Genomic DNA, 24,601 nt, shown 5'->3' with positions numbered 1-24,601 from the left:
CGCATAGACCCGGCTATTGCAGGGGCGTCATAGGGATCTTGCCTGTCAGCAGCAGGATTTACCGATCCCGCAAATCTGACACGTCTCGGATGGCAGGGCGCAGGAAGGCAGAGGAAGAGGGACAGGTCAGGCATGGTGGATGACACACCCGGCAAGCAGGACCTTCACTCCCTTTATCCCGATCCCCATGACCGCCCTCTTATGGGGAAGCCTGAGCCGGGCAAGAACCTTCATACGCGGCTCTATATTTGCGAGTTCTGGGCCACCTGCCTGCTGATGATTGGTGGTGTCTGCTCCAACGTTGCCATAGGCTCACCGCATAGCCCGGTCGCCAGGGCGCTGGCTGACTGGCCCAATCTGCTCAGTGCCCTCGAAGGGCTCGTTTTCGGATTGAGCTCCACGCTGGCGGCGCTTTCGCCTTTTGGGCGTGTCAGCGGTGCTCATCTGAGCCCGTCCATCAGCCTGGCATTCTGTCTGGGCCAGCGTCTGGCATTGACCGATATGGTGTTTTACATGCTCGCCCAGATTTCAGGTGCGGTCATGGGAACGGGGCTGGTTGCGGCGAGTGGCCTGATCTGGCCAGTCTGGGGGCTCTGGTGCCAGTCGTCACGCTTTGCAGCGACCGTGCCGTCTCCATTTGTGCCGCCATGGTGGGCCTTTGTAGGCGAGATCAATACAACGGCGATTCTCGTTGCTGTCGTCCTGCTCTGCGGTGCGCGGCCCGCTTTGAGGCGCTTTGCTGCGTGGGCGGCAGGTCCGGTGTTTTTCGTACTTAATCCCTTCGAGGCCTGGCTTTCGGGCGATAGTACGAATCTCGCCCGTAGCGTCGGACCGGCGCTGATATCGGGATCATGGGAGCATTTCTGGGTTTATCTGCTCGGCCCCTTCGCTGGGGCCAGTATCATGATCTTCCTGATACGGGCTGAAGCGTTTGGCAGGGTTCATCTGCATGAAGCGCGTCTGGCCTATTTCGGTCATGGAGGGCGCGCGCCGTTTTTCCTGTCGAGATGGTTCAGGCATAAGGGCCGCGCTTCCGGCGAGGCGAGATAGTTACCTTAAAGCAATGAATGGTTGCATTGCGTCACCTTACCATGCGTCTTAACGTTATCTTATCGAAACAGATGGGGACGTTAACATGTTGGATAAGAGCGCGCTGCTGCACCGCCTGCATGATCATGATCCACTGACTCTGGTTCTTGTTGGGCTTGTCTGCTCTGTCTGGGTGTTTCTGCCGACGCTTGTTGCCGGGCTGCGCCGTCATCCGTCTTTCCGGATGATCGCACTGATCAACCTTGTGTTTTTCTGGGAGTTCTGGATCTGGATGCCGCTCATGGCATGGGCCTTCATGGATCGGCCCGGCGATGCGATGGTGGCCCGTCTCGAGCGCCTGCGCGGTACGTTAAAGAATATTCTGCCCCGACGAGGCAGATAGACTTCGACCCATACGGGAAATGAGATGGCGCCGGCTGCGCCACCTCTGCTTTGATATCGGCGGATCAGTCCTGACGGGGGTGACGGATGATCATGGCCTGCGTGGTGGGCAGTTCAATGACATGCTCCGGCTTGTCGGCCAGAAATTCGGCAAAAGCCTGCGCCACGCCATCGATGATGGAATAGTCGTGCGTGAGAATAATGCCGCCGGGGATCATGCGCGGGTAGAAATAGGTCAGCCCGGCCAGTGTCGCTTCGTACAGATCAACATCGAGATGGACAAAGCTGTAGCATTCATCGCCAAGCGAGGCAGCGGAGTCCGGAAAGAAGCCGGGGTGAAAGGCAACGTTCTCATACCCTGCAAGCTTGCGTTTGACGGAATCGAGCGTGCCGCAGAACTCACCCTTGGCAAAGACCTTCCCTTCTCTCGCGCAGGGTGCAGGCAGACCCTCGAACGTGTCGAACAGGTGAAGCCTGCGGTGATTCTTCACCATGCAGAGCAACTCGGCCGAGGCACCGCGATAGACACCGAACTCGGCCATATCTCCTTCATAGACGGCCTGCGCCTGCGCCAATTCATGAAGCACGAAGGCCTCGTCACTGCTTAGGAGTGAATCCGTGCCTGCGCGCGCCTTGTCGAGACGACGCAGTGTCACCGGATGCTTGTGCCCACCGAGCAGCTTCATCTGCATCATGCTGTGCACACCGAATGTCAGAAACCGGACGAACCGGTTCCGGCTGACGAGGCGACGCATGGCTTCATTGCGCATCCACATGATGCTGTCCCTTATTGTTAGTTCTATTCGACGGTGATGGGCCGCTCGAGAAGGTAGCGACGTGCCTGGGCGAGGTCGATTTCCCCTGCCAGAAAGGCCGAGACGGTTTCGGTAATGGGCATGGCAATGCCAAGCGCCTTTGCCCTTGCAGCCAGGGCAGGCGCCGTGGCGACGCCTTCAGCAACCGTGCTGCGTGTGCCAAGGATTTCGGCTAAGCTTGTGCCGCGCCCCAACTCGAGACCAAGGCTGTAATTGCGTGAACCCGCCCCCGTACAGGTGAGAATCAGGTCACCCAGACCGCTTAGGCCCGCTATCGTCGCAGGACGCCCTCCCATCGCCGCGGCGAGGCGACCGATCTCGACAATGGCACGCGTGATCAGCGCCGCGCGTGCGTTCTCACCAAGCCCTGCGCCAATGGCGATCCCAGCGCCGATGGCGACCACGTTCTTTGCAGCGCCGGCAATCTGCACCCCAATCGGATCATCGCTGGCGTAGAGACGGAAATGCGGCGAGGAGAGCAGGCCGACATAGTGATGGGCTTCATCAAGCGACGCCGCTGCGATGGTGGCTGCTGCCGGAGCGCCCATCGCGACCTCGATCGCAAAATTCGGGCCTGACAGAACGGCGTGAGGCCGATCGTGCTGGGTCTCGCGCAGAACATCGAGCGGGAGATCTCCCGTGCCCAGTTCGAGCCCCTTGCAGCAGGCAATGAGCGGTGAGGTACCCTTGAGGCGCGGCGCGATTGACCTGAGCGTCTGCATGGGCACCACCAGCAATGTCAGATCGGCGTGCTCGGGGAGGTCGGATGTCACGCCAACCGCATCGGGCAGGACGGCAGCAGGCAGGCGGGGCAATGTTCGCGTGCCGGGTGCCACCGGGGAGCGCGACCAGAGCGTTACGCGCGCGCCGGCACGGGCGCTGGCGCAAGCCAGGGCGATACCCCAGGCACCGGCACCGATAACGGCGATATGAGGGGAGGTGGCTGTCATTCTTCCACGATCCGGGTCACTTCCGCGTAGCCTTCACCGTCCGGCGAAAGGATGGGCGCGATGGAGTTGAGAAACACTCTGGCCTGATCCTCGAAACGATAGGGTGGGGCGATGACGGTCAGGCCGCAGCCATTGAGCCGGGCAGGATCGGTGGGCTGTCGCAGATAGAGGCTGCAATCGACGATATCACGCAAACCCATATCGCGCAGCGTATCATGAAAACGGCGCACCGGGGCGCGATGCTTGACGGGATACCAGGCGGCGACAATGCCCATAGGGAAAGCACGCCTTGCATTGCGCATGGCGGTAGCAAGAGTATCGAACTCGTCCGTTTTCTCAAAAGGCGGGTCCATCAGGACGAGGCCGCGCTTGAGGTCACGCGGCGGCAGAAAGGCCTTGAGCGCGCCATAACCATCGCGCTCATGCACCGCGACCTGCGGTTGATCGCGGAAGTTGCGCTTGAGTATGCGGGCGTCGTCAGGGTGGAGTTCGCAACAGATGAGCCGGTCTTGAGGGCGCAGCACCGAGGCGATCAACGCGGGTGAGCCGGGATAGCGGTTTGCCGGACCATCGGGCGCATTGAAGCTGCGCACGATCGAGAGGTAATCAGTCAGTTCCTCTGGCACGGTTTCCGGCAGGGCCGGGGCGTCATGGAAAGCGCCGATGCCCTCGCGCCATTCTCCGGTTTTCTGCGCTTTGGTTGCGTCAAGATCATAGAGCCCGCAGCCTGAATGGGTGTCGAGCACGCAAAATCCGGCTGGCTTGCGCAGCAGATGGCGAAGGATAACGAGCAGAAGCCCGTGTTTCATCATGTCAGCGAAGTTGCCTGCGTGATAGGCGTGACGATAGTTCAACGGGCGTCTTTCCTGAATTGCGTGTCGTGTACTGGAGCGCTTGATGGGCCGAGCAGATCCAGCAGCGCCTCCTGCTCCGGTCGTACGGCGATGGCGATATCGGCGAATGACGACGGCCTCAGCGCGTCGCCAATCTGGTCCGACAGGGCAAGCGCCCGCACCGTTGAGAGAAGTGCGCCGTTTGGCCCCAGCGCCGATAGAAACGCACGGGCTGTCGCGGCCGAGTAAAAGAGAACAGCGGCGATACGCTGTTGGGCCAGCAACGTCCGGGTGGCGTCATCCAGCCTGCCGGTGGGGGCGGTATGGTAAACCACCCGTCTTGTGACGCGCCAGCCCTGGCTACGCAGGTCACGCGCCAGCATGCCCCCAAGCCCGCGTCCGGTCGCGAGAAGAAGAGAGGGATCTGACCGGGGGCGACCGAGATGCTGCAACAGGGAGCGGGCATCGCCATCGGCGTGATCGACATGACTGAAGCCGCAGGCACGTGCGCGCTCGGCCGTGCGTGCGCCGACTGCGGTCAGCGGCGTTTGCAGTGGAAGCACATCACGCAGGGAGTCGAGGCTTTGCCCGCTGGTAACGACGATACGACCGACAGGGGATAGGGGACGCAACGGCATAGGCATGATGCGCAGCATGGGGGCCAGATGAGGCTCCCAGCCCAGCGCCTCCAATGCACGGCGCGTATCGCTGAGTCCCGGTTCCGGGCGTGTGACAAGGACCGTCCGGCGCGGCGTCTCAGCCATGATCCTCAAAGATATCGGCAGGGGAATCGGCACGGAGCGACAGGCCGAGTTCGCGCCCCAGACGCAGGGCCTCGGTCGGCTCGCCGCAGATCTCGCGTTGCAGGAAGAAGGAGCCATCCTCGCGGGCCACCAGACCTGTCAGGACAAGCTCGCGATCGCCGAAATGACCGCGCCCGCCCGGCTGGGCCTTGGGGCGCAGCCTGGCATAGCCACCTATCGGCGTGCGGCATGAGCCGTCGAGCACATCCAGAAGCGCGCGTTCTGCTGTCGCAACAGCGCGTGCTTCGGGGTCTTCTATGGCCGCCAGCAAGTCGAGCAGTTCACGGTCTTCCGCGCGGACTGTCACGCCAACGATCCCCTGACCGGCCGCCGGAATCATGAAATCGGTGTCGAGCACGATATCGGCCCGGTCTTCCATACCCAGACGGCGTAGCCCGGCCAGAGCAAGAAGGGTCGCGTCGCAAGCGCCGCCTGCAAGCTTGTCGAGGCGTGTCTGCACATTGCCACGTATCAGCCCGAACCGCAGATCCGGACGCCGATGCAGCAGCTGGGCCTGACGACGCACAGAGGCACAGCCGATCCTGGCGCCAAAAGGCAGGGCATCGAGCGGGGAGTGACCGGCTGCGACCAGCGCCTTTGCCTTGTCGCGCAGCGCCGGGCTTAGGATCAGCACATCGCGTGCATCCTCACGCTTGAGCGTGCAGGCCAGTGTCAGCCCGGCAGGCAGAACCGTTTCGAGATCCTTTAGGCTGTGAACGGCGAAATCGATCTGCCGTGCCAGCAGGGATTCGTGGATTTCCTTCGCAAACAGCCCTTTGCCACCGATTTCCGACAGAAGGCGGGACTGGACCTGATCGCCTGTCGTGTTGATCGGATGTTCCTGAAACGCGCCCATGTCGCGCAGCAGCGGGCAGAAACGGGTCAGCCGTGTCAGGAAAGCCCTCGTCTGCACAAGCGCGAGCGGTGAGCCACGCGTGCCCACGCGGAGCGGCAGGGAGTGCCTTGAGGTCGGCGGATGAGGCGAGGCCTGTCGGCGCATGGCTTCGGCAGCAACCTGCTGCAATTGCAGGCTCTGGGTCATGAGCGCTTCGGGCATCGTCATCTGTTTCATGGCTGATCTTGCTACTCCACCGCGTGATGCATGAAAAGAGACGGCTCGCTTATGGCGTTCCATCGCGTTATCAGGGGGTATGGCATGTTTTTCACTCAAGGCCCCGGTCCTGGCCATCGAATCAAGCTGTGACGAGACAGCCTGCGCAATTCTCTCCCCCGAAGGACAGGTGCTGGCCGAAACCGTGCATACGCAGGCGGGCCATGCGGCGCTGGGTGGGGTCGTGCCGGAGATTGCTGCACGCGCGCACCTGTCCCTGTTGCCTGATATCGTCCGGCAAACACTTGAGAATTCGGGCCTTGCGTTGCACGAGATGGGGGCCTTTGCGGCCTGTACCGGCCCGGGTCTGATCGGTGGGCTGATTGTGGGCAGCAACTATGCGAAAGGGCTGGCACTGGCGATGGACCGGCCTTTCATCGCGGTGAACCATATCGAGGCACATGCCCTGACAGCGCGACTGCCGGGGCTGGTCGCGACCGATATTAAATTTCCGTATCTTTTGCTTCTGGTGTCGGGCGGGCACTGCCAATGCGTCGCCGTGCACGGTGTGGGGCACTACGAAAAGCTCGGCGGGACGATCGACGACGCAGCGGGCGAAGCCTTTGACAAGGTGGCCAAGCTTCTGGGGCTGGGCTGGCCGGGTGGTCCTGCCCTCGAAAAGCTTGCGGCTGAGGGCAATGCTGTAAGCATCAGCCTGCCGCGTCCATTGATGGGCAGGCCGGGTTGCGATTTCTCATTCTCAGGACTGAAGACAGCGGTAGCCCGACAGATCGAGCCCTATGGCATGGCGGCCCTGCCACGGCAGGTTGCAGCGGATATCGCAGCCAGTTTTCAGCAATGCGTTTGCGATGTGATGGCAGACAGGGCGCGCCATGCCCTTCAGGCGTTGCCAGGGGCCACGTCCCTTGTCGTGGCCGGCGGCGTTGCAGCGAATACGACGATCCGAGCCGCTCTGGAGCAGGTTGCGCAGGAGGCGCATATTCCGTTCGTAGCACCACCGCTGCGCCTGTGCACGGATAATGCCGTCATGGTGGGCTGGGCGGCCATCGAGACAATCCGCGCCTACGAGCAGGCGGGTGCGATGCTCGAGGACGGCATTACAGCCGCACCACGCCCCCGCTGGCCACTGGGCGATATTCTGCCTGCCGGGAAACAATCCGGGGCATAGGTCCTACTTCGATAGTATTGAGGCACTACGCCAAGGCTGCGACGTATGATGACCAAGAACTGATTGGCCTGAATCTGCCATCCGTGCTTGGCTGATAGTAGTAACAGCGGGAAAGGTGCATGTGATGAGCAAAGAAGACGATGCCTGGTGCAACATTGATGAACAGGCGAGTGCGCTTGAGCGTCAGGCGGGTATCGCCGAACCAGCCCAAACAGTTCGAAGCTTCCTCTGGTCGATCGTTCTACCCACCATTGCCATGGGGGTTTTCTTGCTCGGTGCTCTCTGGGCCATCATTTCCTGGTTTCACCTGCTCGGTTGAGTCGTCGCTGGGTTTGATACTCGCAGCGCAGGTGTTGGCGCGAGTGCGGATCGAGCAGAGTTCTGTGTGAGCGAGCCAGCGGATCCGGATTGACCCTTTCGGGTCAGCTGCAAGAAGAACAGAGGTGCCCGCATGAGGCCTGCATAGCGCGCGCCGGGTGGCGGCCCTTTTTTCGTGGTATTCCCCCTCTTGCATCCCGTTATGAAACCGGGCAAAGAAGCGGCTCTTGCCTCAGGGGTCAAACCCTGATGAGCGCAGGAGAGGTGGCCGAGTGGTTGAAGGCAGCGGTCTTGAAAACCGCCGTGCGTGTAAGCGTACCGTGGGTTCGAATCCCACCCTCTCCGCCATTTCTCCGAGAATTCCCGGTTATGATTCCAGTCTGTCCCGCAGCAGATCATCGCGCACCGTAGCGCATCTGCAGGGGCTAACTCGTCATCGGCTAAGCCAGAAGTGACAATCGCTGATCGGCTCGACGCTGACCGGGTCAGGCACCCGCGGCGATACCCATGATATCCATTATTCTTTTCGGCCTTCGAGCCATTGCAGGCGCGTGATGCGCGTGCGTACCGGGAGGGGTGGGCCCTCCCGGTGCTCATGATCAGGCGTTGCCTGCGGTCTCGGGGAATTGCTGGGCGCGCTTGGCCTGCCACAGTGCCACGAAATCGATTGGCTGCAGAACGATCGGCGGGAAGCCGCCATCGCGTGTCACGTCGCTGATGATGCTGCGAACATAAGGGAAAATCAGACGCGGCACTTCAACCAGCAGGATCGGCTCGATCAGCTCGGCGGGGGCGTCGGTCAGCGTGACGATGGCAGCATAGGTCAGCTCGGCGATGAACACCGTGCGGCCCGCTGCACCGCCTTCGGTTTCCGGCGATTCGGTCGCTTCGGCGCGGATGGCGAGTGCAACCTCGAAAACCGGCTGGGCTTCTTCAAGGCGATTGGCCTGCACGTCGATATTGACCGAGATCTGGGGTGCGGAGCGCAGCGTTGCGAAAATCGCTGCACCGGCCGGGACCTCGAAGGAAAGGTCCTTCGTGTATTGCAGATTGACCGACAGGGGCAGGGCGGGCGGGTTGCCCTGGTCGTTGGCCGGGTTCTGGACGGTATCGGACATAAAGCCTCGCATTGCTCGCATGGGCGGTTGTGAACATGCAGCCCATGAGAGCTGCATTGCGTACCTCTAGGCGGTAGCATGATCGATGACTCACGCCAACAGCCTAAGGTTCCGGCGCAAATGTGACCATATTTCGGGTTGGGAGGCATTGGCAGGGAGTTGTGCCACCGCACGACCCGCTCTACCTAGGCAACATGCCCTTCGAGAAAAAAATAGCGGGAAGCTGAAGTCCTGATGTCTGTCCTTTCGCATATCCCCTACGACATCGTCATTTTTGCCTTGCTGACGGCCCTTCTGGTCTGGCGGCTGCGTGCTGTGCTCGGTCGTCGCGTCGATGTTGGCGGATCATCCGTGACAGCCGCGCCTGTACCTGCTCGCCCGCAGCCTGCGGCTGCCGCACCGGCGCCCGTGGAAGAACCCAGCGCAAAGTTCGATATTCCTCAGCCCGCCACGCGGGTCGGGCAGGTTCTGGCCGAGATTGCGGCAGCACAGCCCGGGTTCAAACCGGAAATCTTCCTGCAAAATGCGCAGAAGGCTTTCCGCGATGTCGTGACGGCCTTCGCGACGGGTGATCGCGAAAAACTGCGTCTTTATCTGACGCCTGAAGCTTTTGCCGGGTTTGATGCAGCTATCACGGCCCGCGAGGAGGCGCAGCAGCAACAGCGCACCGAGATTGTCGGGATCAACTCGCTGGCCATTGTCGATGCCGTGCTGACGCGCTTTGAAGGCGGCGATAAGGCGCGTATCGACGTGCAGATCGTTTCACGCCAGATCAGTATTCTCAACGATGTTGGTGGGCAGCCGCTGATCGGGACGGAATCTGTTACCGAGTTTTCCGATCTGTGGGAATTCGAGAGTGAGACAGGCCCAAACCAGCCAGTCGCATCCTGGCATCTGGCGGCCGCGCGCGCAGCCTGATATCTGCTGAGCCTCTCCGTTGTCGGAACGCGTATCATGCTTCCGGCTGGCCCATGAATGTGCACTCTGCAGACCCGTATCGCCCGATTGATGTTCTCATCGGGCTGGGGGTCCCGCAGGTTGTATAACGAAATCGGTTTGCCATGAAGACAATTACCCGCCTCTCATTCGGGCTCAGCCTTGCCCTCCTGGCCTCCTGCGCCACGCCGGAGCGGGAGGAAACCCGCCTCGAACTGACCCCGGTCACCTATGCCATGCTCGATGGCTGGTCAGCGGAAACACCTGAGTCGCTTCTGCCGGAGTTGCGCACCGAGTGCCAGCGCATCACCAGGTTGCCACCGGAAACGCACCTTGGCGGTGCGCAGGGCACGATCCCCAATGGCAGCCTCGCCGGAGACTGGAGCGGTGCCTGTACCGCGCTTCAATCGGTCGGGAGTGAGCCAGGCGAAGCGCGGCGCTATTTCGAGACGTGGTTCGCGCCCTATCTGGTCGCGAGCGATGGTCTGATCACCGGCTATTACGAACCGCAGATCTACGCTTCCGCTCAGAAGGGCGGTGAATTCCAGACACCGCTCTACGGGCAGCCTGCCGACCTTGTTCGCACCAAGGACACGGCGGGTGACTGGGTGACAGGACGCTGGGAGAACGACAAATTCGTTCCCTATTACAGCCGTGCCGAAATCGACCGTGGTGCGCTTGAGGGGCGCGGTCTGGAAATTGCCTGGCTGCGCTCACCCGAGGACTTGTTCTTCCTGCAGATCCAGGGGGCAGGGCGTCTGGTCATGACCGATGGCTCCGTGCGTCGCGTCGGCTTTGCAGCCAAGAATGGCGAGCCTTATGTGCCAATTGGCCGTGTGCTGGTGAGCCAGGGTGAGATGGCGGCGCAGGATGTGTCGCTGGCGACGCTGCGTGCCTGGCTTGCTACGCATCCCGATCGCGCCCAGAGTATCATGGAGCAAAACCCCAACTACGTGTTCTTCCGGCGTATCGATACGGTGCCGCTCGATCGCGGTGCCCCCGGCTCAATGGGGATACCCCTCACGCCCGGTCGTTCCGTTGCAGTCGATCGCAATGTGTTGCCGCTGGGCGTGCCGCTCTGGATCGACACGCATCTGCCGCAGGCAAATGGGGCAGAGGGGCACTGGACGCATCTTGTTTTTGCGCAGGATGTCGGCAGCGACATCAAGGGTGTCGGGCGAGCGGATTTGTTCACCGGCTGGGGCACCGAGGCGGAGGCACTGGCTGGAAAACTGCGCAGTCATGGCCGGATGGTCGTGCTGCTCCCGCATCCTCCCGCCTGATGAAGCATGACAAGGTCAGGGCGCGTCGGGAGGCGATTGGTCCTCACGCCCTGATACGTGGCGATGCGCTCAATGTCATGCGCCGTATGCCAGAGGCATCGGTCGATATTGTCGTGACCTCGCCACCCTATAATATCGGTCTTGCCTACCGCACCTATAACGATCGTCTGGAGGAGCAGGATTATATCGGCTGGATGCAGATCATCTGCGCCCAGATTGCCCGCGTGCTTAAACCGGGCGGCTCGTTCTTTCTGAATATCGCCGGCTCATCGGCGCAGCCCTGGCTCCCATTCGAGCTGATCACGCAGCTGCGCGATATTTTCGTGCTGCAGAACCATATCGTCTGGATCAAGTCTGTCTCGATTGAGGAAAAGACCTATGGTCATTTCAAGCCGGTCAATTCCACACGCTTTATCAACCATAATCACGAGCATGTCTTTCACCTGACGCATCAGGGGGATGTGCCGCTTCAGCGTCTCGCTGCGGGTGTTCCCTTCACTGACAAGTCGAACATCAATCGCAGGCGCCATGCGGTTGACCGGCGCTGTCGGGGCAATACCTGGTTCATCCCGTATGAGACCGTGCGCCACCGCAAGGAGAAATTCCTCCACCCTGCGACCTTCCCTGTGGCGCTGCCGACGGCGTGCATGACCCTGCATGGCTATGACGAGCGCACCGTGCTGCTCGATCCTTTTATGGGGACAGGAACGAGTCTGGTGGCCGCGCATGAGCTTGGAGCCAGCGGGATCGGGATTGATATCGACACCCGCTATGTTTCCGTCGCACGGCGTCGATTGCGCGAGGCTCTCGGCGAAACAGATGACGAAGCTTCCTGAGGGGTAATCCTGTAACGCCTCACATCCCGATCGCACGGCGGGATGACCTTGAACGACTGCTGTAGTCCCTCAGGGCGGAGCCGATGTATCAGCCACGTACTGCCCATGCAGAGATGACATATCGTTAAAATAGATTAACACTATCGGTGATACCTATTGAGGTCATCGGTAACAATACTTTGACAGGCGCAACCTGTTTGGACATGGTGCCCCGATCTGCACAGATTGGGAGATTGTCGGTTGTCGGATGCCGCCGGGAAGAAGAAACTCATAAAAAGAACCATTGCCGGACTGGCGGTCGCAGGGATCGCGGCCTATGGCGCCACAATTGCTTATCTGACCCATTTCGATCATCAGGGTGCGCCGCGCGTGCCGACGAGCAGCGCGACATGGCATGACCCCAAGGCATTGGCCGCGTTTCAGGCATTTCAGGAAACGCGCTGCGATTACTGCCATACGCGCAATGCGGATCTCCCGTTCTATTTCAAGCTGCCTTTCGCCAACCAGATCATGGAGCGCGATCTGGTAGCGGGACAGAGGCATTTTCGTTTCGAGCCTATCCTTGCGGCGTTCATGGCAGGCAAGCCGCCTTCGGTTGAACAACTGTCGCGTATCGAGGAGGTGATCAGCCAGAACCGCATGCCGCCGGCGGCCTATCTGCTCATGCATCCGCATGCCTACATGACCGAAAAGGCCCGTGGCGATGTGCTGGCCTGGGTGGCGGATCAGCGTCGTCGCTATTACGCAACGCCCGGGGTTGCGCCGCAATTTGCGGGAGAGGTCATTCAGCCTATCCCGGAAAGCTTGCCGGTGGACTGGACGAAAGCCGAGCTGGGTCGGCAGCTTTTCTTTGATCGTCGTCTTTCGGGTGATGGCAAGCTCAACTGTGCGAGCTGCCACGGGCTCGACAAGGGAGGCGTGGATAATCTCGTCACGGCAACGGGAATCAACGGCCAGAAAGGCCCGATCAATGTGCCTAGCGTCTATAACGCCGTGTTCAACATGGCCCAGTTCTGGAATGGGCGCGCTGTCGACCTCGCAGCCCAGGCGGCGGGACCCGTCACCAACCCGGTGGAGATGGGGTCGCATGACTGGCCCGCCGTGGCTGCCATCATCGCCGCTGTGCCTGAATATCATACGGCATTTGAGGCTCTCTATGGCCCCAACGCTGTCAATCAGCGCACGGTCACCAATGCCATTGCCGAGTACGAAAAAACCCTGATCACCCCTGACAGCCCGTTCGACCTTTATCTCAAGGGGGATAACAACGCGATTACGGCGCAGGAAAAGCGCGGCTATGAGCGCTTCAAGGCGATTGGCTGCTCGGGCTGCCACAGCGGCGTGGCCGTGGGCGGCGATGCCTATGAGGTCATGGGGCTGGAAGGTCCGTATTTCACGGATCGCAAGGTAGGGCTGACCGATGTGGACTCAGGGCGTGAAGGTTTCACCCATGCCCTTGATGACCACCAGAAATTCAAGGTGCCCAATTTGCGCAACGTTGCGCTGACGGCCCCTTATTTTCATGATGGCAGTGCCGCAACTCTGGCGGATGCCGTGCGTCAGATGGCCCGGTACCAAACGCCCTACGCAACGTTGTCGAAGCAGGATGTTGACGATATCGTTGCTTTCCTCAAAACCCTGACAGGCAAGTATCAGGGCGTGCCATTGCAGCAGGTTATTGCGGAGCCGCCTCTGAAGGCGCCGGAAACACAACAGGATGCGCCATAAGGGCGCAATGCCCTGAGAACTAAACGCGTGTTCGTGCGCGTCACCAAGGAACAGCCGTGTCGCGACGTGATCTAAGTTCTGAAGATGAAACGTTGTGGCAGGCCTTCACGCGCACGATCATGCCCCTTCGTGCTGCCGGGCGCGCCGGACGACGCTCCGGTGCTGCGTCGAGGGGTAAAAACATGCGTCCCGTTGCGTCGGGGCGCAGCATCCAGCGTGACGCCGCCGGCGCTGTAGACGTTGAGACCAGCAAGACTTCGCCAGCGCCGCGCTATGTAGTGCGTGAGGTCATGCGTGTGGCAACGCATGTCGCAAAACCCGCCATTACCCATGACCGCCTCGAAATCAATGGGCGGCAGCCGGGTCTTGATACAACGTCATGGAATGCTCTGGCGACCGGCAAGATGAAGCCGCAGAAGCGGCTCGACCTGCATGGGCATTTTGCCCAAGATGCCTTTTACAAGCTCCATCATTTTCTGCACGCCGCAAGCAAGCAGGGTATTCGCTGTGTGGAGGTGATTACCGGGCTCGGCAGCGGTCAGGAGGGCGGCGTGATCCGTCAGGAATTACCCCACTGGCTGGAGCGGGGCGATCTGCGACCCCTTATCCTTGCGGTGGTTCACACGCATAAACGCAACAAGGGCGCGGTGAGGATCCTGCTCAGGGCGCGTCATCGTCTCTGAGGCGACATAGTTCGGGCCGGTTATCCGCGGCTGTATCTTTTCCCCGCGAGATAATCTGACGCGCTGTCAGGTGGGACGTGTTTCCTGCCCCTGACGCCAGCGCGGCTGATTGTTGTTGATCCAGCGCCGCAGTGCCAGAAGCGAGGTGAGCTCCGGCATGCACTGGTTCAACAGGGGGGCGGCGTCGGCACCGGCTACCACCGTGAGATGCTGTGTGTCGTTCCAGCTTCGTAAGGCGCTGTCCAGGATCGCCTCCTGCGAGGCATGACGCCAGCGCGCGATGGCCAGGGGCGGTGTGAGCATGGGTAATGCCAGGACAAGTGCTGAGGCAGCTGCGCTGGAAACGGCGCGCCACGCTTCAAACAGGGCACCTGCCGGGGCGTGACCACGGGCCATGAGATATGTCGCTTCGAAGCCCGGTACATTGGCTACGGTAGGGCCAGAGCAGAAAATCGGCTTGATCCCCTCCGGCGCTGTCGCGATGTCGGCGGCCAGATCATCCCCGGGTCCGGGTGTAAGCTGTACGGCATCGACCTGACCGGATTTGAGGGCCTCCATCGCTTCAGCCTTGCTTGCGTAGCCAGCGACAGGCAAGGGATGAAGCCCGAGAAGGGAGAGCCCCAGAAGGCTGGAGAGCTCCACGCCGGTGGGATGGGATACGGCGAGCCTGACAGGCCGATCATGAAACAGCCCACTCAGGCGCGAGCGTATGGTGCGATGCAGTTCGGCGCGGGCCAGCGTCACAACCGGGCGGCGTGCCACAATCAGGGCAGCCCAGCGCGAGAAATCGAAATGCACGCGCGCGTCGCCGGAGAGCGAGGCGATCAGCGCAGCACCGGGTGCCAGTATGGCGGTCCCGCCATCCGCTTCGGGGCTGACATTATCGAATAGATTGGCAGCCGTGACGCCGTCGCGTCCCATGTCATAGTGAACGGCAATGGGGGGAGGCGTATTGAGGCCGGTTGCAAGTGCGGTCGCCACCATCGGGGCAACCTGTCCGGGGAGGGAGTCCGGACCGCCACCCACAATCAGGCGGGGTGAGTCGATGAGTGACGAGGTCGAGACACTCCGTTCGTCATCCTCCCAGGCATAGGCCGGAAGGATGGTGGCCAGATTTGTCGCGACAACAGCGGAGAGAAAGCTGCGTCGGGTCGTCTTTTTACCCGTCACGTGAGACGTCAACCTGTAGCGCACTTCTTCCCTTTCACCGCCGGTCTGGCCAGCACGCGCTGGTAAGCCAGATGATTGCGGCTAAATCGTGTCGCCACGCCTCGGGGCGTTTGCCCCGAAGCAACCTCCATCAGGGCCATTTGACCTCGGGTGGCATGCTCATGAGGATCGCTTCCGTGTTGCCGCCGGTCTTGAGGCCAAACACGGTGCCGCGATCATGTATCAGATTGAACTCGACATAGCGACCACGTCTTATGAGCTGCGCCTCACGATCAGCCTCGGTCCAGGGCTGCATCATGCGCGCACGAACGGCACGTGGATACGCCTCGTAAAAAGCCAGACCGACATCCTTCGTGAAAGCGAAATCCTTCTGGGCGTCACCGCTGTTGAAGTGATCGTAGAAGATGCCGCCAAGCCCGCGTGGTTCACCACGGTGATGCAGGAAGAAATACTCGTCGCACCAGGCCTTGAACTTCTCGTAATAGGTCGGGTCGTGGGGCTCACAGGCCTTGCGAAACGTCTCATGGAAGGCAGCAGCATCTTCCTGCGCTTCAGCGCTGTCGGGAAACATGGGGGTAATATCGCCGCCGCCGCCAAACCAGCCATTGCTGGTAATGATCATGCGGGTGTTGAAATGGGCTGCACTCACATGCGGGTTGCATGGATGGGCCACAAGCGAGATGCCGGTTGCGAAGAAGCGGGGGTCGACATCGGCACCGGGCATGTTCTTGCGGAACTCGGGTGAGAATTCGCCCCAGACCGTCGAGACATTGACGCCGACCTTCTCAAAGACACGGCCACGCATGACGGACATGACGCCACTGCCCTGAAGGGCGCTGTTGGGGTCTTCACTGCGGTTCCACGCCGTGCGCACGAAACGCCCGGCCTCGGTTTTATCGCGCAGGACAGGCGAGTTGTTGGCGACGGCCTCGTCCTCGATGGCTTCATACGAAGCGCAGATCTTGTCGCGCAGGGTCTCGAACCAGTGCCGCGCCTTTTCCTTGAAAGAGTCATGAGGCACGTCGTCCCGGATGAGGGTGCCAAATGTCTTGGGGTCCAAGGTCTCGCTCATGGCAAGCTCCACATTCTGTTCCAGCCGGTCTTGCGCCAGCCTGAGAGCCTAGAGCCATATCAGAATCGTCAGAACAGGGCCATGCGGGGCAGAATGAAAACACTGACAGGTTGCGAAGCCAGCCATTCTGGTGTTCCTGAACGCGACATTTAACGACACAGAGCAAAGGCACTTCGGCATGACTGAAAACGTGACCATCGAACCCGTGATCGGCCTTATTGGCGGGTCCGGGCTGTATGACATCGACGGTCTGGAAGAAAAGGAATGGCGTCGGGTCGAAACCCCCTGGGGTGAGCCCTCCGACGAATTGCTGTTCGGCCGACTGGATGGCGTGCGCTGCGTATTCCTGCCGCGCCATGGCCGCGGTCATCCCATTCCGCCGTCAGAACTCAATTTCCGCGCCAATATCGATGCGCTCAAGCGTGTCGGCGTGACCGATATTGTCTCTCTTTCCGCTGTCGGCTCGCTGCGTGAGGATCTGCCTCCGGGACAGTTCGTTCTGGTTGACCAGTTCATCGATCGCTCGTTTGCGCGTGAAAAGACCTTTTTCGGTCGTGGCTGCGTGGCCCATGTCGGTATGGCCGATCCGGTTTCGAGCCGTATGGGCGATGTGATTGCCGAGCAGGCCGAAAAGATCGGCGTGCCGATGGTGCGTGGCGGGACCTATCTCGTGATGGAAGGGCCGCAATTCTCGACCCGTGCAGAAAGCGAGCTATACCGTCAGTGGGGTTGCTCGGTCATTGGTATGACCAACATGCCAGAGGCCAAACTCGCCCGTGAAGCCGAGATGTGCTATGCCAGCATTGCCATGGTGACGGATTACGATTGCTGGCACGACGACCATGACTCGGTGACGGTCGATGCGGTTGTGGCCGTCATGACCCAGAACGCTGCCAAGGCGAAGGCGCTGGTCAAGGCGATCATTCCTGAACTCGGCAAGAAGCGTGGTCTGTGCCCTTCAGGTGCGGAGCGGGCGCTGGATCATGCGATCATTACAGCTCCGGCATCACGTGACCCTGCCATGCTGGCAAAGCTCGATGCCGTTGCGGGCCGCGTTCTGCGCTGAAAACTGACCTGTCTCGATAGGCCGGAACGAAAAAGGCTGACCCGTGAGGGCCAGCCTTTTCCTGTTGGCGCGGAGCACTTCTCGCGTCTTACCATCGCAAGCATCTGCCCAATTCCCATGGAGGCCGGCGTGATCAGGCCTGATCCTGTTTCTCCGGGAAATGCTCACGGTCCCCCTGGTCGGTCTGACGCTCGGGAAACTCTCCCAGATTTTGCTGGATCTCAGCATTCTCGACCTGAACATCAGCAAATTGCGGATCAGGCAGATCCTTCACGGGAATCTCTCCCGCATGCGGGTGCTCCTCCATCCCGATAATTTCCGAGGCATTCTCATTGTAGGCTTCAGGCCCACATCCGGGCTTGCCATCGGCTTCCCAGAGTTCCTTTGCCTTGGCGGCAATGCGGGCGTCGCGCTCAGGACTGTCAACGAGCGGATTGGTGCTGTCTGCGGGCATGATGGATTTCCTGACTGAGAGTGTGGGACATCAGAGATGGGCCTCGAAGAACGCCATGCTGCGCTCATGGGCGAGGTCCCGGGCCGGCTTGTTGAAGCTAGGACGATCATTGCAGCCAAAGCCGTGGCCAGCGTCGTCATAGACGAAGATCTCGACCTCGGGCCTGTTTTCGCGAATGGTGTTGATATCGGTATGGGGGATATGGTCGTCCTCACCGCCGAAATGCAGTTGCACCGGGCAATGGGGCTTCTCATGACTGAGCGCCGCGATGCCGCCACCATACCAGGCGCAGGCAGCCGCGAAGTTGCGCGTACGGGTCGCGGCCTCCCATGCTACGAGACCGCCCCAGCAGAAGCCCGTTATGCCGACCTTCGAGTGACCGTGATGATTCAGGGCGTGGCAAGCGGCGGTGATATCGGCCTGCAATGCATCGGGGCTGATTTTCTCGCGCAGGGCGAGGCCCTCGGTCATGCCATTGGAATCATAGGGGAGAACCACATCGCGCTTGGCACGATCGAACAGGGCAGGGGCGATCACATGATAGCCATGATGTTCCGCGAGTTCATCGCACACGGCACGGATGTGATCGGTAAGGCCGAAGATTTCCTGAACCACCACGAGAGCGCGACGTGCCTTGGCGTCGCCTGCCTCATAAGCAGAAAAATGATGCGTGTCCGAGGCGGTCAGGGATATCAGGCGTCCCATGGAACAGCCCTCCTTCTTGCTTGTTCATTCTAATCAGGAGCAACGATAACATGGCAGAGATCGTCAACCTGCGTCGGGTACGCAAACGTCTGGCGCGTGAGAAGGATGCTCGGCAGGCTGATGAAAACCGGCATCTCTTCGGGCAGAGCAAGGGCGAGCGCGCCAGAACAACGCAGGAAAAGAACCGTCTGAAGCGCGAGATCGATGGCGCCCGGCTCGAAGGTGCGCCGCATTTGCCTGATGAGGGCAAATGATCGAACGTCCCCCGGCCGGGAAATGAGCAAGCGCCAGCTTACTGATTTTTTGATGAAATTCGGATGGCAGATATGGCGGGGGTCTTGACGCAGGGCGGGGGCTCTCTTACCTGTTTGGCACTCTCGCTACGGGAGTGCTAACGCGCTGCGGCTTAGCGGGCGCGCAAACCGGCGGCGTTGCTTTTGAGCAAGGGCGCCGCCTTAGAGATAGAGTGGAGCGATCCATTATGACAAATTTTCGGCCTTTGCATGACCGTGTCGTCGTTCGCCGCCTTGAGGGCGAGCAGAAGACGGCCGGTGGCATCATCATTCCGGACACCGCCAAGGAAAAGCCGATGGAAGGCGAAATCGTCTCCGTTGGTCCGGGTGCCCGCAATGAGCAGGGTCAGCTGGTAGCACTGGACGTCAAGGCTGGCGATCGCGTGCTGTTCGGCAAGTGGTCCGGCACCGAGGTGAAGATCAACGGCGAAGAGCTGCTGATCATGAAGGAAAGCGACATCATGGGTGTGATCGGCTGATTTCCAGCCTCCCCATTTTCGCACACTGAACCTCTACTGGAGAAAAGATTATGGCTGCCAAAGACGTAAGATTCGGCGCTGATGCCCGCCAGCGTATGCTGCGTGGCGTGGACATCCTGGCTGATGCTGTGAAGGTCACGCTGGGCCCGAAGGGTCGCAACGTTGTTCTGGACAAGAGCTTCGGCGCACCGCGCATCACCAAGGACGGCGTTTCCGTCGCCAAGGAAATCGAACTGGCTGACAAGTTCGAGAACATGGGCGCCCAGATGGTGCGCGAAGTGGCCTCGAAGACCAACGACATCGCTGGTGACGGCACGACCACCGCGACCGTTCTGGCGCAGGCCATCATCCGTGAGGGCGCCAAGGCTGTTGCCGCTGGCATGAACCCGATGGATCTGAAGCGCGGCATCGACAAGGCTGTTGCGGCCGTTGTTGAAGAGCTGAAGGCGAACACCCGCAAGATCACGACCCCGGCCGAAACGGCTCAGGTCGGCACGATCTCGGCCAATGGCGAGCATGAAATCGGCGAGATGATCTCGCAGGCCATGCAGAAGGTTGGCTCGGAAGGCGTGATCACGGTTGAGGAAGCCAAGGGCCTCCACACCGAACTCGACGTCGTCGAGGGCATGCAGTTCGACCGCGGCTATATCTCGCCGTACTTCGTGACGAACGCCGAAAAGATGATGGCGGATCTGGATAACCCCTACATCCTGATCCACGAAAAGAAGCTGTCCTCGCTTCAGCCCATGCTGCCTCTGCTCGAGAGCGTTGTGCAGTCCGGCCGTCCGCTCATGATCATCGCGGAAGACGTCGATGGCGAGGCTCTGGCAACGCTGGTCGTCAACAAGCTGCGCGGTGGCCTCAAGATCGCTGCCGTCAAGGCTCCTGGCTTCGGTGACCGTCGCAAGGCCATGCTGGAAGACATCGCCATCCTGACGGGCGGCCAGGTCATCAGCGAAGACATCGGCATCAAGCTCGAAACCGTTACGCTCGACATGCTCGGTCGCGCCAAGAAGGTGCATATCGAGAAGGAAAACACCACGATCGTTGAAGGCGCCGGTAACACGGACGACATCAAGGGCCGTTGTGCACAGATCCGCGCGCAGATCGAGGAAACCACCTCGGACTACGACCGTGAGAAGCTGCAGGAACGTCTGGCCAAGCTGGCTGGTGGCGTTGCCGTCATCCGCGTCGGTGGCAGCACCGAAGTCGAGGTGAAGGAGCGTAAGGATCGCGTTGATGACGCGCTGCACGCAACCCGCGCTGCCGTTGAAGAAGGCATCGTTCCGGGTGGTGGTACGGCTCTTGCCCGCGCTTCTGTTGCCCTGAAGGATCTCTCCTTCCAGAACGACGACCAGCGCGTTGGTGCGGACATCATCCGCAAGGCCCTGCAGGCTCCGCTGCGTCAGATCGCGTTCAATGCTGGTGAAGATGGCGCTGTCATCGCTGGCAAGGTGCTCGAGATCAACGAGTACACGCACGGCTTCGACGCTCAGAACGCCGAGTACAAGGATCTGGTGGCCGCTGGCATCATCGATCCGACCAAGGTTGTCCGTACGGCTCTGCAGGATGCAGCTTCGGTTGCTGGCCTGCTGATCACCACGGAAGCCATGGTTGCCGAGAAGCCCGAGAAGAAGGCCGCTCCGGCCGGTGGCCCGGGTGGCATGGGTGGCATGGGCGATATGGATTTCTGATCCAGCGCCTTTCCATCGAGGTTACGAAAGAGCCGCCCTGTCGCAAGACAGGGCGGTTTTTTCATGGGTGGCGTACTGGCGAGATCACTGCCCGTAGGCTTCGTCACCTTAGGGGGACAGGTAAACGGGTCGGGATCGCAGCTTTGGACATGACCAGTCAGATTTGTAGCGTTGGTCCCCTCGATGGTCGCAGAGGCAGAGAACGTGCCGGATCAGGCAGGAAGTGATCCTCGTTCGACCGCATATCCGATCTGTGTTCCAGCTAGGAGAGAAGGCCGGATGAGCGCCGACGTGAGGACGGGCCGTCCCCGAAAGAAAGACCCGCCATCAAAGAGGGGCTGTCGCCTTATTTCTGGACGCCATCCATGGTGCCGATGAAGGGCAGGGGAGCGCCTGCGCTCAGATAGGTCGGCATGGTGCCTGACCAGCGATCAAGCGCCTTCTGCTGCAACAGCGCCGGCGTCAGGGATTGAGAGACCAGGCTATTGGCTTTTGCCTGCGCCTGCGAGGTCACCAGTAGTGCCTGCGCCTGTCCCTGCGCTGTGGCGATGGCGGCGTCGGCTTGCGCCTTGGCCTGTACGACCTGCGCCTGCGCCGAAATCTGCGTCTGTTGCAGCGTATACTGGGCCTGAAGCGCCTGTTGCTGGGCGACCTGCTTGGCCTCAATGGCCTGTGCATAGGCCGTTGAAAAGGCGAAATTCGCTGTGTTCACCGAATGAATGGTCAGGTGGTAGGGCTGAAGCGACCGGATGATCAGATCCTTGATCTGCCCGTCAACCAGATCCCGCTTCGTGATGAGTTCCTCGGCGTTATAATTGGCCGTAATGGCCTTCACATCGTTCGAAACCGTGGGCTCAATGATACGGCGCGCGAGCATGTCCAGCGTGCGGAAATCACGATAAAAACCCGGGGCATCAGCCTGTGCGATGTGGAACGTTACCGAGACAGACGTGCGGACGTCCTGAAGGTCGTGCGTGGCAGCCTGCTCATGCGAGGTGATGGTCTGCGGCTGGGTCGAGACTGAAATGATCTTCTGATAGACCGGTATGGCGATATGCAGCCCGGGCTCGAGAGCGTTGGGCTGGACCGAACCGAAATTGGTCAGGATGCCGCAATAGCCTGAAGCGATCTGGTAGAATGGATTGAGCACAGCAACGATCGCGACAGCACCAAGGGCAACTACGCCAAACTTGATTATCCCTGAGGGCACCTGAACGGGTAGTCTTGATGGCGGCTGAGGAAAAGACATGTTGCTGCGGATCCCTGTGCAGTATTCGCCCCGTCATTGCGAGAGCGACGTTACTGTTACAGCCACGCTATGTAGCATCAAGTAACACTATCGTAACGAAAGGGCGGAGCGGCGGGGCGCGTCCAGTGTGCATCGCCAGTCACTGCATCGCTGTTGCCAGTCGACTACGCGTATACGATCTTGATGTGCTTCTCGTGCAGGTCGTTTCCGAAAGGCCGCGCCAGCCTCATTTGTCAGCCTTGCCACTGTTTGGTTCGGTCGAGCGCAGAGATAACGCGCCTGTCATGGATTTCTTGTGTTCGCCGCACTGCCATGATGCCGGTATTCCGGCTGGGGCAGCAGGCGTCACCGGCAGGAAAATGAGATGTCAGAACCTATGCTGTGATCCGGGCGCCGAATGAGCGCTCGATCTCGATCAGGCGTTGCTTGCGCCATAATCCGCCGCCATAGCCTGTCAGGGTGCCATCTGCGCCGATCACCCGATGGCACGGGATCATGAGCGCGATGCAATTGGCGCCATTCGCGCGTGCCACGGCTCGAACTGCACCCGGGTGGCCGATGGTGCGGGCAAGGGCGCTATAGCTACGTGTTTCGCCCGGTGGGATGTCCTGAAGGGCGCGATGAACCCGGCGCGTGAACTCGGATCCCGAGGGGGCGAGGGGTGTCTCGAAGCGGGCCGATACACCCGCGAAATAGGCGTCGAGTTCCGCATGTGCCTGCTCTGTCACCTGGGTTCTGCCGAGCCCGAGAGGTGATTTGAGCGCCGCTTGCAGGGCTTTGAGTTCGCGTGGGAGGGCCTTGCGATCGATGAATTCGAGAAGGTGCAGGTGACGCGTCGAGCATACCGCCAGCATGTCGCCCAGCGGCGTCGCAATCCAGCTGGCCTGCAGCATACCGCCTTGTTGCAGCGTGCCGGGCGCACAACCGATCAGTCTGGAAAAGGCCTCACGGAAGGCGCTGGCCGATTCAAATCCTGAATCGAGCTGGGCGGCGATGACTGGCTCTCCCTGTGAGAGGGTCAGGAAGCCGTCGCGCAGGCGACGCTGCCGGGCCATATCCAGAAACGTCATGTCGAAATGCCGCTTGAAGCTGCGCCTGACAGTTGAGGGGTCTAGCCTGAGGGCCACCAGATCCTGCTCGTTCCAGCGCCGACCCGGATTGGATTCGAGCCTGTCGAGCAGCTCGGCAATGAGGGGGTCATGAGCGCCGCCGCCCTGGAGCGGATGACATCGCTTGCAGGGGCGGAACCCGGCCTCGATGCAGCTGCGCACGCTGTCGCGAAAGGTGCAGTTGGTGGCGAGGGGTTTGCGTGCCGGGCATGTCAGACGGCAGAATATTCCCGTCGTTCCAACACACACGAAAACCCGTCCGTCATATCGGGCATCGCGCGCAAGAAGCGCCTGATAGAGCGTGTCATGGGAGGGAAGATCGAACAGCATGAGATGACCCTAACCCCTCCGCTCAGAACGTGAGGCCGGAAAACGGGCGTTTCATTTTTCTGCCTGTTTGCGATTGTTTCTGTCGAACGCAGAAAAGATGTCGATCAGCCAGTCCATGAAGACGCGTACGCGCGGTGGGAGCTGCCTGTTGCTGGGGTAGAGAAGCGTCAGGGGCGTCGGGGCCGGAGGAAATGCAGAAAGCACCTCGACCAGCGCGCCGCGTGCCAGTTCGGCCTCGAAGCGATAACGCGGCGCCTGAGCCAGACCAAGCCCGAGGCACGCTGCTGTCGCCGAGGATTCCGCGCCGGAAACGAGAAGTCGAGCCGGCAGGATACGTTCGACAAGCTGGCCGCCAAGGCTGAATTCCAGCGGCAGGACCTGCTTCGTGCGGGACGACGCAAAGCCGATCATGCAATGCCCGTCCAGATCGTCCGGGTCACGGGGCGTGCCATGACGGGCCAGATAATCAGGGCTGGCCACCGTGATTTCCGGAAGCAGGCCGAGCGGGCGAGCCATCATGTCGCTATCGGGCAAGGGGCCGCCGCGTACCACACAATCCACGCCTTCACGCAGAAGATCGACGAGCCTCTCGCCTTCGCCCAGATGCACGGTAAGCCCCGGATGACGGGACAGGAAATCGGGCAAAGCGGGCAGGATAATGGTGCGTGCAAGATGCCCGACCGTATCAAGACGGATCACGCCGGTCAGCGCCGAGCCAATGGACCGGTCGGCCTCTTCGAGTGAAGCGACGATCGAGCGGCAATGGGCGTAGTAGAGTTTGCCTTCCTCTGTGGGTTGAACGTGACGTGTGGAGCGATGCAACAGCCTTGTGCCAAGACGCCGTTCCAGCGCCTGAATGGCAGCACTCGCAGCGGGTCGTGAAACACCGCAGGAAGAGGCCGCAGCGCTGAAGCTGCCGCGCTCGATGACGCGCAGGAAAAGCTCGATACTGGCCAGTCTGTCCATGAGCCCATCCTGCCGATTGTTCTGTTTTGGTGAATAATGA

General features: G+C 60.7%; 26 protein-coding genes and 1 tRNA gene. 14 read left to right on the top strand and 13 right to left on the bottom strand.

Features of this window, described 5'->3' with window-relative positions; translation table 11 throughout:
* The first annotated feature begins 132 nt into the window (after nt 1–132).
* Complete coding sequence (locus P5689_RS02585; protein WP_285531985.1) at nt 133–1,050, top strand: aquaporin; 918 nt, start codon at nt 133–135, stop codon at nt 1,048–1,050.
* A gap of 85 nt (nt 1,051–1,135) precedes the next feature.
* Nucleotides 1,136–1,432 (top strand): superinfection immunity protein, encoded by a 297-nt coding sequence (locus P5689_RS02580; RefSeq protein WP_285531984.1) that lies wholly within the window; start codon nt 1,136–1,138, stop codon nt 1,430–1,432.
* A gap of 64 nt (nt 1,433–1,496) precedes the next feature.
* Here P5689_RS02580 and P5689_RS02575 read toward each other — a convergent pair whose 3' ends face one another.
* Genes P5689_RS02575 through hemC form a run of 5 tightly spaced genes read right to left on the bottom strand, consistent with a single transcriptional unit; the run spans nt 1,497 to nt 5,895 of the window.
* Nucleotides 1,497–2,207 (bottom strand): TylF/MycF/NovP-related O-methyltransferase, encoded by a 711-nt coding sequence (locus tag P5689_RS02575; protein WP_285531983.1) that lies wholly within the window; start codon nt 2,205–2,207, stop codon nt 1,497–1,499.
* A gap of 23 nt (nt 2,208–2,230) precedes the next feature.
* The gene (locus P5689_RS02570; RefSeq protein WP_285531982.1) at nt 2,231–3,196 is read right to left on the bottom strand and encodes an NAD(P)H-dependent glycerol-3-phosphate dehydrogenase; all 966 of its coding nucleotides are present in this window, start codon (nt 3,194–3,196) and stop codon (nt 2,231–2,233) included.
* Complete coding sequence (locus tag P5689_RS02565; protein WP_285531981.1) at nt 3,193–4,050, bottom strand: 23S rRNA (adenine(2030)-N(6))-methyltransferase RlmJ; 858 nt, start codon at nt 4,048–4,050, stop codon at nt 3,193–3,195. Before P5689_RS02565 ends, P5689_RS02570 begins: the two co-directional genes overlap by 4 nt.
* A complete protein-coding gene (locus P5689_RS02560) occupies nt 4,047–4,793 on the bottom strand; it encodes a uroporphyrinogen-III synthase (protein ID WP_285531980.1) in 747 nt (248 codons plus the stop codon). Before P5689_RS02560 ends, P5689_RS02565 begins: the two co-directional genes overlap by 4 nt.
* On the bottom strand, nt 4,786–5,895 hold the full coding sequence (hemC, locus tag P5689_RS02555; RefSeq protein WP_023978449.1) for a hydroxymethylbilane synthase: 1,110 nt from the start codon (nt 5,893–5,895) through the stop codon (nt 4,786–4,788). The genes P5689_RS02560 and hemC overlap by 8 nt, the downstream gene beginning before the upstream one ends.
* An 88-nt stretch (nt 5,896–5,983) precedes the next feature.
* Here hemC and tsaD point away from each other — a divergent pair, with 88 nt between their 5' ends.
* The 3 genes from tsaD (at nt 5,984) to P5689_RS02540 (ending at nt 7,738) form a co-directional block, all read left to right on the top strand.
* The gene (tsaD, locus tag P5689_RS02550; protein ID WP_285531978.1) at nt 5,984–7,072 is read left to right on the top strand and encodes a tRNA (adenosine(37)-N6)-threonylcarbamoyltransferase complex transferase subunit TsaD; all 1,089 of its coding nucleotides are present in this window, start codon (nt 5,984–5,986) and stop codon (nt 7,070–7,072) included.
* A 124-nt stretch (nt 7,073–7,196) separates the two neighbouring features.
* The gene (locus P5689_RS02545) at nt 7,197–7,391 is read left to right on the top strand and encodes a hypothetical protein (protein ID WP_285531977.1); all 195 of its coding nucleotides are present in this window, start codon (nt 7,197–7,199) and stop codon (nt 7,389–7,391) included.
* A gap of 257 nt (nt 7,392–7,648) precedes the next feature.
* Nucleotides 7,649–7,738: transfer RNA gene (locus P5689_RS02540), tRNA-Ser, on the top strand.
* Nucleotides 7,739–7,989: 251 nt separating this feature from the next.
* Here the strand turns inward: P5689_RS02540 and secB are convergent.
* Nucleotides 7,990–8,508 carry a protein-export chaperone SecB gene (gene secB / locus P5689_RS02535; RefSeq protein ID WP_023978446.1) on the bottom strand — a complete coding sequence of 173 codons (519 nt, stop codon included), beginning with the start codon at nt 8,506–8,508 and terminating at the stop codon, nt 7,990–7,992.
* A 234-nt stretch (nt 8,509–8,742) separates the two neighbouring features.
* Between secB and P5689_RS02530 the strand changes: the two genes are divergently transcribed.
* From P5689_RS02530 to P5689_RS02510, 5 genes are all read left to right on the top strand, one after another.
* Nucleotides 8,743–9,426 (top strand): Tim44/TimA family putative adaptor protein, encoded by a 684-nt coding sequence (locus P5689_RS02530; protein WP_062164848.1) that lies wholly within the window; start codon nt 8,743–8,745, stop codon nt 9,424–9,426.
* 143 nt (nt 9,427–9,569) lie between these two features.
* Nucleotides 9,570–10,727: an MltA domain-containing protein gene (locus tag P5689_RS02525; protein WP_285531976.1), complete on the top strand. Its 1,158-nt coding sequence runs from the start codon at nt 9,570–9,572 to the stop codon at nt 10,725–10,727.
* Nucleotides 10,727–11,563, top strand: a complete 837-nt coding sequence (locus P5689_RS02520) for a site-specific DNA-methyltransferase (protein ID WP_023978443.1) — start codon at nt 10,727–10,729, stop codon at nt 11,561–11,563. Before P5689_RS02525 ends, P5689_RS02520 begins: the two co-directional genes overlap by 1 nt.
* Nucleotides 11,564–11,833: 270 nt before the next feature.
* Complete coding sequence (locus tag P5689_RS02515; RefSeq protein WP_408868557.1) at nt 11,834–13,291, top strand: cytochrome-c peroxidase; 1,458 nt, start codon at nt 11,834–11,836, stop codon at nt 13,289–13,291.
* Between the two features lie 56 nt (nt 13,292–13,347).
* Nucleotides 13,348–13,974: a Smr/MutS family protein gene (locus tag P5689_RS02510; RefSeq protein ID WP_285531974.1), complete on the top strand. Its 627-nt coding sequence runs from the start codon at nt 13,348–13,350 to the stop codon at nt 13,972–13,974.
* Between the two features lie 66 nt (nt 13,975–14,040).
* Here P5689_RS02510 and P5689_RS02505 read toward each other — a convergent pair whose 3' ends face one another.
* Nucleotides 14,041–15,144, bottom strand: coding sequence for a hypothetical protein (locus tag P5689_RS02505; RefSeq protein ID WP_285531973.1), 1,104 nt, complete (start codon nt 15,142–15,144; stop codon nt 14,041–14,043).
* Nucleotides 15,145–15,274: 130 nt separating this feature from the next.
* Entirely contained in the window at nt 15,275–16,216 is a 942-nt protein-coding gene (gene hemF, locus P5689_RS02500) for an oxygen-dependent coproporphyrinogen oxidase (RefSeq protein WP_285531972.1), read from the bottom strand.
* Nucleotides 16,217–16,394: 178 nt separating this feature from the next.
* On the opposite strand from hemF, the gene P5689_RS02495 reads away from it, so the two are divergent.
* Nucleotides 16,395–17,282 carry an S-methyl-5'-thioadenosine phosphorylase gene (locus P5689_RS02495; RefSeq protein ID WP_285531971.1) on the top strand — a complete coding sequence of 296 codons (888 nt, stop codon included), beginning with the start codon at nt 16,395–16,397 and terminating at the stop codon, nt 17,280–17,282.
* A gap of 133 nt (nt 17,283–17,415) precedes the next feature.
* Here P5689_RS02495 and P5689_RS02490 read toward each other — a convergent pair whose 3' ends face one another.
* Together P5689_RS02490 and P5689_RS02485 are read right to left on the bottom strand one after the other, a co-directional pair.
* Complete coding sequence (locus P5689_RS02490) at nt 17,416–17,736, bottom strand: DUF2934 domain-containing protein (protein WP_285531970.1); 321 nt, start codon at nt 17,734–17,736, stop codon at nt 17,416–17,418.
* Between the two features lie 30 nt (nt 17,737–17,766).
* Complete coding sequence (locus tag P5689_RS02485) at nt 17,767–18,441, bottom strand: dienelactone hydrolase family protein (RefSeq protein WP_285531969.1); 675 nt, start codon at nt 18,439–18,441, stop codon at nt 17,767–17,769.
* A gap of 50 nt (nt 18,442–18,491) precedes the next feature.
* On the opposite strand from P5689_RS02485, the gene P5689_RS02480 reads away from it, so the two are divergent.
* The 3 genes from P5689_RS02480 (at nt 18,492) to groL (ending at nt 20,907) form a co-directional block, all read left to right on the top strand.
* Nucleotides 18,492–18,695: a DUF4169 family protein gene (locus P5689_RS02480; RefSeq protein ID WP_285531968.1), complete on the top strand. Its 204-nt coding sequence runs from the start codon at nt 18,492–18,494 to the stop codon at nt 18,693–18,695.
* A gap of 227 nt (nt 18,696–18,922) precedes the next feature.
* Entirely contained in the window at nt 18,923–19,213 is a 291-nt protein-coding gene (groES, locus tag P5689_RS02475) for a co-chaperone GroES (protein ID WP_023978434.1), read from the top strand.
* Between the two features lie 50 nt (nt 19,214–19,263).
* Nucleotides 19,264–20,907, top strand: coding sequence for a chaperonin GroEL (gene groL / locus P5689_RS02470; protein ID WP_023978433.1), 1,644 nt, complete (start codon nt 19,264–19,266; stop codon nt 20,905–20,907).
* Between the two features lie 346 nt (nt 20,908–21,253).
* Here the strand turns inward: groL and P5689_RS02465 are convergent, their stop codons facing one another.
* The 3 genes from P5689_RS02465 to P5689_RS02455 form a co-directional block, all read right to left on the bottom strand.
* Nucleotides 21,254–22,156, bottom strand: coding sequence for a prohibitin family protein (locus P5689_RS02465; RefSeq protein WP_081866669.1), 903 nt, complete (start codon nt 22,154–22,156; stop codon nt 21,254–21,256).
* A gap of 374 nt (nt 22,157–22,530) precedes the next feature.
* The gene (locus P5689_RS02460) at nt 22,531–23,595 is read right to left on the bottom strand and encodes a trifunctional transcriptional activator/DNA repair protein Ada/methylated-DNA--[protein]-cysteine S-methyltransferase (RefSeq protein ID WP_285531967.1); all 1,065 of its coding nucleotides are present in this window, start codon (nt 23,593–23,595) and stop codon (nt 22,531–22,533) included.
* A gap of 51 nt (nt 23,596–23,646) precedes the next feature.
* Entirely contained in the window at nt 23,647–24,561 is a 915-nt protein-coding gene (locus P5689_RS02455; protein ID WP_285531966.1) for a LysR family transcriptional regulator, read from the bottom strand.
* Nucleotides 24,562–24,601 lie beyond the last annotated feature (40 nt).

The organism is Asaia sp. HumB, from assembly GCF_030263835.1.
Taxonomy (GTDB): domain Bacteria; phylum Pseudomonadota; class Alphaproteobacteria; order Acetobacterales; family Acetobacteraceae; genus Asaia; species Asaia bogorensis.
Note: the sequence above shows the minus strand (reverse complement) of the source record. Positions and strands in the feature narration are given on the sequence as shown.